Origin of the sequence: Azospirillum formosense, from assembly GCF_040500525.1 — a bacterium.
Lineage (GTDB): Bacteria > Pseudomonadota > Alphaproteobacteria > Azospirillales > Azospirillaceae > Azospirillum > Azospirillum formosense_A.
In genome coordinates this window covers 279,130-291,274 of the sequence record NZ_CP159402.1, presented here as the reverse complement: position 1 = coordinate 291,274, position 12,145 = coordinate 279,130, and the positions used below count along the sequence as shown (strand labels likewise).

At 69.7% G+C, this 12,145-nt stretch carries 11 protein-coding genes and 1 pseudogene; 9 read left to right on the top strand and 3 right to left on the bottom strand.

The genetic code is table 11. The features are described from left to right. Positions 1 to 5: 5 nt before the first annotated feature. Positions 6 to 524 carry a hypothetical protein gene (locus ABVN73_RS01360; RefSeq protein ID WP_353858600.1) on the bottom strand — a complete coding sequence of 173 codons (519 nt, stop codon included), beginning with the start codon at positions 522 to 524 and terminating at the stop codon, positions 6 to 8. Between the two features lie 199 nt (positions 525 to 723). On the opposite strand from ABVN73_RS01360, the gene ABVN73_RS01355 reads away from it, so the two are divergent. Next, on the top strand, positions 724 to 1,044 hold the full coding sequence (locus tag ABVN73_RS01355; protein WP_114861573.1) for a general stress protein: 321 nt from the start codon (positions 724 to 726) through the stop codon (positions 1,042 to 1,044). Between the two features lie 135 nt (positions 1,045 to 1,179). Here the strand turns inward: ABVN73_RS01355 and leuB are convergent, their stop codons facing one another. Next, entirely contained in the window at positions 1,180 to 2,295 is a 1,116-nt protein-coding gene (gene leuB, locus ABVN73_RS01350) for a 3-isopropylmalate dehydrogenase (protein ID WP_353858599.1), read from the bottom strand. Positions 2,296 to 2,447: 152 nt separating this feature from the next. After that, positions 2,448 to 3,059, bottom strand: coding sequence for a 3-isopropylmalate dehydratase small subunit (gene leuD, locus ABVN73_RS01345; RefSeq protein ID WP_014241647.1), 612 nt, complete (start codon positions 3,057 to 3,059; stop codon positions 2,448 to 2,450). A gap of 296 nt (positions 3,060 to 3,355) precedes the next feature. Here leuD and ABVN73_RS01340 point away from each other — a divergent pair, with 296 nt between their 5' ends. From ABVN73_RS01340 to ABVN73_RS01305, 8 genes and pseudogenes are all read left to right on the top strand, one after another. Beyond that, positions 3,356 to 4,984, top strand: coding sequence for a hypothetical protein (locus ABVN73_RS01340; RefSeq protein ID WP_353858598.1), 1,629 nt, complete (start codon positions 3,356 to 3,358; stop codon positions 4,982 to 4,984). A gap of 55 nt (positions 4,985 to 5,039) precedes the next feature. Then, positions 5,040 to 6,086, top strand: coding sequence for a glycosyltransferase family 2 protein (locus ABVN73_RS01335; RefSeq protein WP_353858597.1), 1,047 nt, complete (start codon positions 5,040 to 5,042; stop codon positions 6,084 to 6,086). Positions 6,087 to 6,088: 2 nt separating this feature from the next. Further along, on the top strand, positions 6,089 to 6,523 hold the full coding sequence (locus ABVN73_RS01330) for a GtrA family protein (protein WP_353858596.1): 435 nt from the start codon (positions 6,089 to 6,091) through the stop codon (positions 6,521 to 6,523). A gap of 152 nt (positions 6,524 to 6,675) precedes the next feature. Continuing rightward, positions 6,676 to 7,002: a hypothetical protein gene (locus ABVN73_RS01325; RefSeq protein ID WP_353858595.1), complete on the top strand. Its 327-nt coding sequence runs from the start codon at positions 6,676 to 6,678 to the stop codon at positions 7,000 to 7,002. A gap of 86 nt (positions 7,003 to 7,088) precedes the next feature. Further along, positions 7,089 to 7,925 carry a diaminopimelate epimerase gene (dapF, locus tag ABVN73_RS01320; RefSeq protein ID WP_353858594.1) on the top strand — a complete coding sequence of 279 codons (837 nt, stop codon included), beginning with the start codon at positions 7,089 to 7,091 and terminating at the stop codon, positions 7,923 to 7,925. 30 nt (positions 7,926 to 7,955) lie between these two features. Continuing rightward, positions 7,956 to 9,212, top strand: a pseudogene (gene mtaB, locus ABVN73_RS01315) (tRNA (N(6)-L-threonylcarbamoyladenosine(37)-C(2))-methylthiotransferase MtaB); the annotation flags it as partial. Positions 9,213 to 9,230: 18 nt separating this feature from the next. Continuing rightward, entirely contained in the window at positions 9,231 to 10,496 is a 1,266-nt protein-coding gene (gene ftsY, locus ABVN73_RS01310; RefSeq protein WP_353859492.1) for a signal recognition particle-docking protein FtsY, read from the top strand. Positions 10,497 to 10,585: 89 nt separating this feature from the next. Further along, positions 10,586 to 12,115 (top strand): AMP nucleosidase, encoded by a 1,530-nt coding sequence (locus ABVN73_RS01305; RefSeq protein WP_353858593.1) that lies wholly within the window; start codon positions 10,586 to 10,588, stop codon positions 12,113 to 12,115. Positions 12,116 to 12,145: the final 30 nt, after the last annotated feature.

The window sequence follows — 12,145 nt, the reverse complement described above, 5'->3', positions numbered from 1 at the left end:
GGCGCTCAGGAATCGCGGCGTGCCTGGGCGTCCTTCACGAACTGCGACACGCGCCCGATCTCGCGCGGATCGGTGTCGACCGTCCGGCGCCCGCTGGGGATCGGGCGCATGCCCTTGCGTGGGGTGCGCCCAGGGGACGGGTGCTGGGGCTCCGCCTCCTTCCTACGCTTCAGGGCGTCCTGAAGGTTGGCCTGGATGATTTCCCTCCGTCGCTCGGCACGGAACCGCTCCAGCCGCCCGTTCACCCGCTTCAGGGCCCGCGCGTAGACCTGCTTTTTCGCGGACAGGCCGCGTTCGCTGGCGTCGGCCGATTGCTGGCCGGTGCCGCTGGCCTTACCCCGCCGTCCGCGGCGGCGCGAGGCGATGATGTCGCGCGCCCGGTCGCGCTCCCCGCGCAGCCAGCGGGCCAGCGTCAGGGTCTCGTCGGGCGGCAGGGACTCCAAATCCGGGTAATGGCTGCGGCGGACCTGCTCGAATTCCTTTTCGGACAACAGCCGTCGTTCGGCCGTCAGTTCGACTCCCATCGTTGAACCTCTCTGCTTCGTGGTCCCGCTTCGGCTTACCCCCGTCCGCTCAACCGATCGGGAGGCAAAGCGTTCCCAGATGCGGTCCGATGCATCCCGCTGCCACTTACGGGTGCCGAAGGAATCAGAATCACGACCTCTCCGGAACCAAGTCGCCCCCCATCGGTTTTCCGACATGTGGCAGAGGTGGAGGTTGAAGATGGCCTCGAAAGACAACGGCCAAGGCGAAGTCCAATCCGGGAGCGGTCGCACATCGAACCGCGGCTTCGCGTCGATGGACCGTGACCGGCAACGCCAGATCGCCAGCAAGGGCGGGGAAAGCGTGCCAGCCGACAAGCGCAGCTTCTCCAAGAACCCGGAACTCGCCGCCGAGGCGGGGCGTAAGGGGGGCCGGAGCGTACCGGCATCCTCCCGCAGCTTCTCCAAGAACCCGTCCCTGGCCGCCGAAGCGGGGCGGAAGGGCGGGCAGGCGAGCCATGGCGGACGCGGGGCCGCCCTGCGTCCGGGCGAAGGCGACTGACGGCACCAACGCGAAAAGCCCCTCTCCGGAACCGGAGAGGGGCTTTCTTTTTCGCCGTCCACTGGTCGGCGTCCTCCAGCCCGACGGACCGGCAGCCCGACCGACCGGCAGCCGACCGACCGAAGGCGCGGCCGGTCAGGAGGCCAGCTTGTCCAGCTCGCGCAGGATCGAGTCGCCCATGACCGTCGTGGAGCAGCGGGCCATGCCCGGCGCCATGATGTCCGCCGTGCGCATGCCGCCCGACAGCACGTTCTGCACGGCCTTCTCCAGCATCTTCGCCTCTTCGTCCATGTTGAACGAGTAGCGCAGGCACATGGCGAAGGACAGCAGCGTCGCGCAGGGGTTGGCGAGGTCGCGCCCGACGATGTCCGGGGCGGAGCCGTGCACCGGCTCGTAGAGAGCCTTGCGCTGGCCGTTGGCGTCCGGAGCGCCGAGCGAGGCCGACGGCAGCATGCCGAGCGAGCCGGTCATCATCGCCGCCTCGTCCGACAGGATGTCGCCGAACAGGTTGTCGGTGACGATCACGTCGAACTGCTTCGGGTTCTTCAGCAGCTGCATGGCGCCGTTGTCGGCGTACATGTGCTCCAGCGTGACGTCGGAGAACTCCTCCTGATGGAGCTTCGTGACTTCCTGGCGCCACAGGAGGCCCGATTCCATCACGTTGGCCTTCTCCATCGAGTGGAGCTTGTTGCCGCGCTTGCGCGCCAGCTCGAAGGCGACGCGGGCGACGCGGCGGATCTCGCTGGTCGTGTAGACCTGGGTGTTGACGCCGCGGCGCTCGCCGTTGCCGATGTCGGTGATGCCGCGCGGCTCACCGAAATAGACGCCGCCGGTCAGCTCGCGGACGATCAGGATGTCCAGGCCCTTGATGACGTCGGCCTTCAGGGTCGAGGCGTCGACCAGGGCGTCGAACACCACCGCCGGGCGCAGGTTGGCGAACAGGTTCAGCTCCTTGCGGAGCGTCAGCAGGCCGGCTTCCGGGCGCTTGGTGTAGTCGGTGGGGTTGTCCCACTTGGGGCCGCCGACGGCGCCCAGCATCACCGCGTCCGCCGCCAGCGCGTCGGCCAGCGTCTCGTCCTTCAGGGGAACGCCGTAGGCGTCGATGGCCGCGCCGCCGACCAGCCCCTCGGTGACGTCGAAGGTGACGTTGCGCTTGCGGTCGAGCCAGTCGATGACCCGGCGCACCTGGCGCATGACCTCCGGACCGATCCCGTCGCCGGGCAAAAACAGAAGCTTCTTGTTGGCGGGCATGGCGCACGCACTCCCATTGGAGACTTTATCAGTGTTGTCTAATCCGCGGACCGACAGGCCGGAAGGTGGTTCCCGCTCCGCCGGTCCGCAAGGCCGTCACAGCCGGACGCCATGGGGCCCGTATCGGTTGGCCCAGGTGGCAGCCGGGCCGGTCAGCCCCACAGCCAGGGCTGGCCGCCGCGCTGCTTGCCTTCATACTGGTCGATGAAGGCGGCCTGCTGCATGGTCAGCCCGATGTCGTCCAGCCCGTTCAGCAGGCAGTGCTTGCGGAAGGGGTCGACCTCGAAGCTGATCTTGCCGCCGTCCGGACCGGTGATCTCCTGTTTCTCCAGATCCACCGAGACGATGGCGTTCGACCCGCGCGACGCGTCGTCGAGCAGCAGGTCCACCTGTTCCTTCGGCAGCTTGATCGGCAGGATGCCGTTCTTGAAGCAGTTGTTGAAGAAGATGTCCGCGAAGCTCGGCGCGATGATGCAGCGGATGCCGAAATCGGCCAGCGCCCACGGCGCATGCTCACGCGAGGAGCCGCAGCCGAAATTGTCGCCCGAAACGAGGATCTTGGCGCTGCGGTAGGCCGGCTTGTTGAGGACGAATTCCGCGACCTCGGCGCCGTCGGGGGTGTAGCGCATCTCGTCGAAAAGATGCTTGCCCAGCCCGGTCCGCTTGATGGTCTTCAGGAATTGCTTGGGAATGATCATGTCGGTGTCGACGTTGATCATCGGCAGCGGCGCCGCAACACCGGTGAGAACCGTAAACTTTTCCATCGCCAGAATCCTGTCGCGCAAAAGAGGCGCAAGCGTGTGCATGCGGAGTTCGGTGAATAGCAGACCCGTCCCGCCATTGCCAGAGGAAGCTTGCCGCAAAAGCCGCCCGCGGCGCGCGATTCCGCATCCCGGAACACAGCCGGACGCAACGAAATTGCTCCCGATTTCCCTCCGCCACGGTCCTCAGGGGGGTCTTCGCAGGGGTCTCGAGGGGGGCGGTCCGGCATCGCGTCCTTGCTGTGGGGCGCCCCCTCGCCTACCAAGGGGCCGACGCTTCCCTGGGTTCCGCGACCTTCATGACCTTGCTCCCCACCGCCCCCCGCCCGCGCACCGCGGCGTTCGCCTTCCTGCTGCTGGCCCCGCCGCTCTACGGCCTGCTCGGGCTGGCGCTCGGCATGGACGCCAACTGGGACCTGCGGAACTACCATTGGTACAACGCCTACGCCCTGCTGACCGGACGGCTGGGCATGGACATGCTGCCGGCGCAGATGCCCAGCTTCTACAACCCCCTGCTGGACGTCCCCTTCTACCTGCTCGCCAGCCATCTGCCGGCGCGCGCGGCGGGCTTCGTCTGGGGGACGCTGCACGGGCTGAACCTGGCTCTGGCCTTCCTTCTGGCCCACGCCACGCTGCGCGTCGGCGGCGCGGGGCAGCGGGTGGCCCTGGCCGCCCTGCTGGCGGTGATGGCCGGTTTCGGCGGCGGCACGCTGGGGCTGCTCGGCACCACCTTCCACGACAACATGGTCAGCCTGGGCGTGCTCGGCGCGCTGGTCGTGGTGGCCGGGTCGCTGCCGCGGCTGATCGGCGGGCCGGCGCCGGGCGCCCTCGCGCGGGCGGGCGCGGCGGGGCTGCTGGCCGGGGCGGCGATGGGCATGAAGAACCCGACGGTGATCTACGCGGTCGGGCTCTGCCTCGCCTTCCTGGCGCTGCCGGCCCGGCCCTGGCGGCGGCTGTGGCTGGCCTTCGTCTTCGGCCTCGGCGTGCTCGGCGGGCTGGCGCTGTGCGGCGGCTTCTGGATGGCCCATCTGTGGGTGGAATACGGGAATCCCGTCTTCCCGCACATGAACCAGATCTTCAAATCGCCCTTCGCCGCGCTGTCCGGCTACGTCAACGTCAGCTTCTTCCCGGACTCCCGGCTGGAGCGGCTGCTCTTCCCTCTGGTCTTCCCCTTCGCGCCGCTGAAGGTCGGCGAGGTCCCCTTCTTCGACCTGCGCGTCCTGGTGCTGTTCCTCCTCGTGCCCGCCGCCGCCGCTTTGGCGCTGCTCGGACTGGCCTTCCGCCAACCGTCGGCGGAACTGACCGAGAAGGCCGCCACACGTTACCTGCTGACCGCCATGGCGGTGACCTACGCGCTGTGGGTGGGGATGTTCTGCATCTACCGCTACCTGGTGCCGCTGGAGATGCTGGCCCCGCTGGCCATCGTCATGGCGGCGGGCCTGCTGCCGGTGCCGCGCCGGGCGGCGCTCGCCCTGGCGGCGCTGCTCCTGCTGCTGGTCCAGGCCACCGCCCGGCCCGCCGACTGGGGCCGCGTGCCGTGGAGCGAGCATTGGGTGGAGGCCGTCGTGCCGCCCATCGAGGACCCCGACGACACGATGGTGCTGATGGCCGGCTACTGGGCGATCTCCCACGTCGTTCCGGCCTTCCCGCCGCGCATCCCCTTCGTGCGCATCCAGTCCAACTTCCTCCAGCCGGACTCGGTCGGCAACGGCTACCTCGCGCTGATGCAGGACAAGGTGGGGGCGCACCGCGGGCGCTTCCTGATGCTCAGCACCATCCCCGACACGCCCGGCGCCGCGAAAGCCGCCGCCCTGCTGGGGCTGCGGGTGGCGCAGGACAACTGCCGCGTCATTCTCAACAACCTGGGCGAGCCGCTGAACCTCTGCGCCGTGACGCGCATGGCGGACCATGAAAGGTCAGTGGATTAAATCAGGCGATTGTGCTGTTTAACCCTACATCGGCACCGTTTCGAAGCGCATCGCCATGACCGTCTCCACCATTGATCGACCGGCCGACTATTCCATCGACCGCCCCGCGACGTCCGCAGCCCCTATTTCGGCCCCGGACACGGCGCCCGCGGTGGCTCCCATCGTCGCGGTGCTGATCCCCTGCTACAACGAGGAGGCGGCCATCGCCGCCGTCGTGCGCGACTTCCAGGCGGCGCTGCCCGACGCGACGGTCTACGTCTACGACAACAACTCGTCCGACCGCACGGTGGAGGTGGCGAAGGCCGCCGGTGCCGTCGTCCGGCACGAGCCGTTGCAGGGCAAGGGCAACGTCATGCGCCGCATGTTCTCCGACATCGAGGCCGACGTCTATGTGCTGGTGGACGGCGACGACACCTACCACGCACCCTCCGTGCCGCTGATGGTCAAGCGGCTGTGGGAGGACCAGCTCGACATGGTCAACGGCGCCCGCGTCACCGAGATCGTCAAGGCCTACCGGCCCGGCCACCGCTTCGGCAACAAGCTGCTGACCGGCATGGTCGCGCTGATCTTCGGCAACCGCATCCACGACATGCTGTCCGGCTACCGCGTCTTCTCTCGGCGCTTCATCAAGTCCTTCCCGGCGCTGGCCAGCGGCTTCGAGACGGAGACGGAGCTGACCGTCCACGCGCTGGAGCTGAACATGCCCATCGCCGAGATCAAGGCGCCCTACAAGGACCGCCCGCCGGGATCGCACAGCAAGCTGAACACGATCCGCGACGGCATCCGCATCCTGCGCACCATCGTCAATCTGGTGAAGGAGGAGCGCCCCCTGCCCTTCTTCTTCGCCATCTTCGCGGCGCTGGCCGCGGCGTCGGTGATCCTCGCCTGGCCGGTGGTGGTGACCTACCTGCAGACCGGGCTGGTGCCGCGCCTGCCCACCGCCGTGCTGTCCACCGGGCTGATGCTGCTGGGCTTCCTCAGCCTGACCTGCGGGCTGATCCTCGACACGGTCACGCTGGGCCGCCGCGAGGCCAAGCGCATGCGCTACCTCTCCATCCCCGCGCCGGGCGTCCATCCGGTCCGCAAGGCCGCCGGGTCCTGACCATGGGCAACCTCATCGGCTCCCTGCCCGACGGCCGGCTCGGACGGCTGGCCGTGCAGTTCGGCAAGTTCGGCCTGGTCGGCGTGGTCGGTCTGGTGGTGGACACCGCCGTGGTCTACGCCCTGGTCTTCGGCGCCGGGCTGGAGTTCTTCGCCGCCCGCGTCCCGGCCTATCTGGCCGCCGCCACCACGACCTTCGCGCTGAACCGCGCCTTCACCTTCCGCGGGGCGGCCGACGCGCCGCTCTACCGGCAATGGGCGACCTTCCTGGCCGCCAACGCCTTCGGCGGGGCGGTGAACTACGGCGTCTCGGTCGGGCTGGAAGCCGCCCTGCCGCTGGCCGAGGCCCACCCGGTGCTGGCCGTCGCCGCCGGCTCGCTGTCCGGCATGGCGCTGAACTTCGCCGCCTCCAAGCATCTGGTCTTCAAGGGCGCCTGACCTTCGGGCCCCCAGGGGCAACCTCTCCTTCCGGATATCTCCCGAAGCCTTATTGTGCGCCGCCGCGGACACCCGACGTCCATGGAATGGGGCGCATCCAACGGGAATGGCCCCGACACCGACCTGCCTTGGCAAGGAGCCGGGAGGGAGCCATGAACAACAGCGACGTGCTATGGGCCTGGGTGGCTGGGGTCACCGTGTCCATCGCCCTGCTGGTCGGGCTGTCCCGCGCGGACGGACCGCAGACCCACGCCATGGACGGGCATTTCACCCTGCCCGACATGGCGATGGGCGCCGCGGGCTGGGACTACGAGGCGTGGGAGCGGACCGGCGGAACCCCGCCGCGGCCCGAGTCGGAGGACACGCTCGCCCGGATGCTCGACCTGCTCGAGGGCATTCCCCCGGTGTCGGGCGCCACCCTGCCCGCCACCCTGCCCGACGGCGACGCGGCGGACAGCGGCGGGGCCGAAACCCACTGACTCCCCCGACGATCCCGTGAACTGTTTGCCACGGTCCCCCGTGCGGCCATGGACTCCGCGGGCCCGGTCGCCATATAACGGCGGTCATGACGCGCGAATTCCTGAAGATGCACGGGCTCGGCAACGACTTTGTCGTGATCGACGCCCGCAACACGCCGTACACGCCGGCCGAGGCCGAGGTGCGGGCCATCGCCGACCGCAAGACCGGGGTGGGCTGCGACCAGTTCATCGTGATCGAGCCGGCGAAAACGGACGGCACGGCGGGCTTCATGCGCATCCGCAACGCCGACGGCGGCGAGGTGTCGGCCTGCGGCAACGCCTCGCGCTGCGTCGGCTGGCTGCTGATGGAGGAGGCGGGGGCGGAGCGCGTCGCCTTCGAAACCAACGCCGGCGTCCTTCAGGCCAGCCGCGCCGACAACGGGCGCATCACCGTGGACATGGGCCCGGCCAATCTGGACTGGGCGCAGATCCCGCTGGCGGAGCCGGCGGACACGCTGCGCCTCGACGCGGTGTCGCACGGCGGCTTCGCCGGCCCCACCGCGGTCAGCATGGGCAACCCGCACGCCGTCTTCTTCGTGGACGACGCCGAGGCGGTGCCGCTGGCCGAGGTCGGCCCGGTGTTCGAGAATCACCCGGCCTTCCCCGAGCGTACCAACGTCGAGTTCGTCCAGGTGCTGTCCCCCACCGCCGTCCGCATGCGGGTGTGGGAGCGCGGGGCCGGCATCACCCAGGCCTGCGGGACCGGCGCCTGCGCCTCCGCGGTCGCCGCGATCCGCCGCGGGCTGACCGGCCGCAAGGTCGACGTGATCCTCGACGGCGGCACCCTGACCATCGAATGGCGAGAGGACGGCCGTGTCCTGATGACCGGTCCGGTCGCCCTCAGCTACAGCGGGCGGCTGTCCGCGGAGTTGGCGGCCACCTGAATCAATGGCCGCCTGTTAGGCTGAAAGAGCATGAGCGACACTGTGACCAACGAGCCGGAGATCGTCACCTTCGGCTGCCGCCTGAACACCTACGAATCCGAGGTGATGCGCACCCACGCCCGCAACGCCGGGCTTGAGGACGTCGTCATCGTCAACACCTGCGCGGTGACCTCGGAGGCGGAACGGCAGGCGCGCCAGACCATCCGCAAGCTGCGCCGCGAGCGGCCGAACGCCCGCATCGTGGTGACCGGCTGCGCCGCCCAGATCGACCCGCAGCGCTACGGCGCCATGCCGGAGGTCGATCAGGTCCTGGGCAACCAGGAGAAGCTGCAGCCGGAAAGCTGGGGCCTGGCCCCGGCGGAGAAGGTGCTGGTCAACGACATCATGTCGGTCAAGGAGACCGCCGGCCACCTGATCGGCGGGTTCGAGGACCGGGCGCGCGCCTTCGTCCAGGTCCAGCAGGGCTGCGACCACCGCTGCACCTTCTGCATCATCCCCTATGGCCGCGGCCCCTCGCGCTCCGTCCCGATCGGCGCGGTGGTGGAGCAGGTGCAGGCGCTGGTCAAGGCCGGCTACAACGAGGTGGTGCTGTCCGGCGTGGACATCACCAGCTTCGGCCCCGACCTGCCGGGCACGCCGACGCTGGGGCAGATGGTGCGCCGCCTGCTGGCGCTGGTGCCGGAGCTGCCGCGGCTGCGCCTGTCCTCGCTCGACTGCATCGAGATCGACGACGACCTGTGGCGGCTGATCGAGACGGAGCCGCGGCTGATGCCGCACCTCCACCTGTCGCTCCAGGCCGGCGACGACATGATCCTGAAGCGCATGAAGCGCCGGCACAGCCGCGCCGACGCCATCGCCTTCTGCGAGCGCGTGCGCTCCCTGCGCCCCGACATGGTCTTCGGCGCCGACTTCATCGCCGGTTTCCCCACGGAAACCGACGAGATGTTCGAGAACACGCTGCGGCTGGTCGAGGAGTGCGGCCTGACCTGGCTGCACGTCTTCCCCTACAGCCCGCGCCCCGGCACCCCGGCCGCCCGCATGCCGCAGGTCGACGGCGGCCTCCGCAAGGAGCGCGCGGCCCGTCTGCGCGCGCGCGGCGCCGAGGCCGAGGCGCGCACGCTGGCCTCGCTGGTCGGGCGCGAGGTGTCGGTGCTGGTCGAGAAGGACGATCTCGGCCGCACCCAGCATTTCGCCGAAATCCGCCTGGGCACGCCCCGGCCTCCCGGCTCCGTCCTGCGCGCCACGGTCACCGGCGTGGCCGGCGGCGCGCTGACCGGCACCCCCCTTGAGAACAGTGGACACACCATGATCCTGCGTTGGTTCGGCCGCAAGAAGCCCGAAGAGCAAGCCCGCAAGGACGAAACGACCGCCCCGCTTCCGGAAGCGGTCCCCGCCGAGCCGGTCGCCGAAAAGCCGCTCGCCAAAGAGCCGCTCCAGGAGCCGCCTGTTCCGGAACCGGTCGCCGAGGAGCCGCCGGCCCCGGAGCCCGAGCCGGTGCCGGAACCCGAGCTGCCGCCCCCGCCCGCGGTCGAGACCCCGCCTCCGCCGCCCATCGCCCCGCCGTCCGGGCCGGAGGAGCGCGAGGACACGCCGGAGATCGCCCGCGACGACCTCCCCGTGGCCCTGACCGCCGAGGAGGAGAAGCCCAAGAAGGGCTGGTTCGCCCGGTTGAAGGACGGCCTGTCCAAGTCCTCGTCCAAGCTGACCGAGGGCATCTCCGGCATCTTCACCAAGCGCAAGCTCGACGACGAGGCGCTGGAGGAGCTGGAGGAGCTGCTCATCACCGCCGACCTCGGCCCGACCACGGCGGCCAAGGTGACGGCGGAGCTGGCCCGCACCCGCTTCGGCAAGGAGGTCAGCCCGGAGGAGGTCAAGGCCACGCTGGCCGCCGAGGTGGCGAAGATCGTCGGCCCGGTGGCCAAGCCGCTGGTCATCGACGCCGCGCTGAAGCCGCACGTCATCCTGGTGGTCGGCGTCAACGGCACCGGCAAGACGACGACCATCGGCAAGCTGGCCCGCCAGTTCCGCGCCGAGGGCAAGACGGTCATGCTGGCCGCCGGCGACACCTTCCGCGCCGCCGCGGTCAGCCAGCTGAAGATCTGGGGCGAGCGCACCGGCTGTCCGGTGATCGCCCGCGACACCGGGGCCGACGCCGCCGGCCTCGCCTTCGACGCGCTGGAGGAGGCGCGGCGCCAGGGCGTGGACATCCTGCTGATCGACACCGCCGGCCGCCTGCAGAACAAGGCCGGCCTGATGGAGGAGCTGCGCAAGATCGTCCGCGTCATCAAGAAGGTGGACGAGAGCGCCCCGCACACCACCCTGCTGACGCTGGACGCCACCACCGGCCAGAACGCGCACAATCAGGTGGAGGTGTTCCGCGACATGGTGAACGTCTCCGGCCTGATCCTGACCAAGCTGGACGGCTCGGCGCGCGGCGGCGTTCTGGTCTCGCTGGCCGAGCGCTTCAAGCTGCCGGTGCACGCCATCGGCATCGGCGAGGGCGTCTACGACCTGCGCCCCTTCGACGCCGACCAGTTCGCCAAGTCGCTGATGGGGCTGCCGTCGCAGTAGCGGCGCCCGCAACGCGGGCCGGCGGCGGGCGGTCGGGCAGGACGAGAAAAGGGCTTCCGGCCGCCACGCCCAAGCCCTATCTGAAGACTATGACGGCTGCCCAGACCTCCCCCTCCCCCGTTCCCCCCGGTCCTGTCGAGCGTTTCACCGACGCGGACGCCGCCCTGGCCCTCGTCAAGAACCTCTACGACCGCAACACCACCTATCTGCGGGACCGCTTCGCCGCCTTCACCCGCGGCGAGGATGGCGGCCGGCGGGAGCAGGCCCACTATCCCTATGTCCGCCTCTCCACCGCCTCGGCGGCCACGGTGGACACCCGGCTGGCCTACGGCTTCGTCGAGGGGCCAGGCACCTACGCCACGACGCTGACCCGCCCCGACCTGTTCGACCGCTACTACCGCGAACAGTTCTCGCTCCTGCTGCGCAACCACCATGTCCCGCTGGAGGTCGGCGTCAGCGACGAGGCGATCCCCATCCATTTCGCCTTCCCCCAGGGCATGCACGTCGAGGGCGACCTGACGCCGGAGCGGCTGGCCGGCCTGCCCGACCTGTTCGACCTGCCCGACCTCGCCCGCATGGACGACACCATCGTCAACGGCACCTACGAGGAGTCGCTGGACGCGGTGAAGCCGCTGGCCCTGTTCACCGCGCCGCGGGTGGATTTCTCGCTGCACCGGCTGCGCCACTACACGGCGACGGCGCCGGAGGATTTCCAGAACTTCGTCCTGTTCACGAACTACCAGTTCTATGTGGACGAGTTCATCCGCATGGCCCGCGAGATCATGGAGCCGACCGGCGATCCCGAGCTGGCCGCCTACCGCAGCCAGTACGACCGCTTCGTGGAGCCCGGCGGCGTCATCGTTCACAACGCCAATCTGGGGGGCACCCCCGGCGAGGCGCCCACCAACGGCGCGCGGCTGCTCCGCCTGCCGCAGATGCCCGCCTACCACCTGACCCGCCCGGACGGCAACGGCATCACGCTGGTCAACATCGGCGTCGGCCCGTCCAACGCCAAGACGATCACCGACCACATCGCCGTGCTGCGCCCGCACGCCTGGATCATGCTGGGCCATTGCGCCGGGCTGCGCAGCACGCAGCGGCTGGGCGACTATGTGCTGGCCCACGGCTATGTCCGCGACGACCATGTGCTGGACGCCGACCTGCCGACCTGGGTGCCCGTCCCGGCGCTGGCCGAGGTGCAGCGCGCCCTGGAGACCGCGGTGGAGCGGGTGACCGGCCTGTCCGGCTACGCGCTGAAGAGCATCATGCGCACCGGCACCGTGGCGACCATCGACAACCGCAACTGGGAACTGCGCGACCACCGCGAGCCGCTGATGCGCTTCAGCCAGAGCCGCGCCGTCGCGCTGGACATGGAAAGCGCCACCATCGCCGCCAACGGCTTCCGCTTCCGCGTCCCCTACGGCACGCTGCTCTGCGTCTCCGACAAGCCGATGCACGGGCAGTTAAAGCTGCCGGGCATGGCCGACCGCTTCTACCGCGAGCGGGTGGACCAGCATCTGAAGATCGGCGTGTTCGCCATGGAGCTTCTGCGCGAGCACGGCATGGAGACGCTGCATTCCCGCAAGCTGCGCAGCTTCGCCGAGGCGGCCTTCCAGTAAGCCGCCCTCCGAAAGCCATTTTGCCCCACC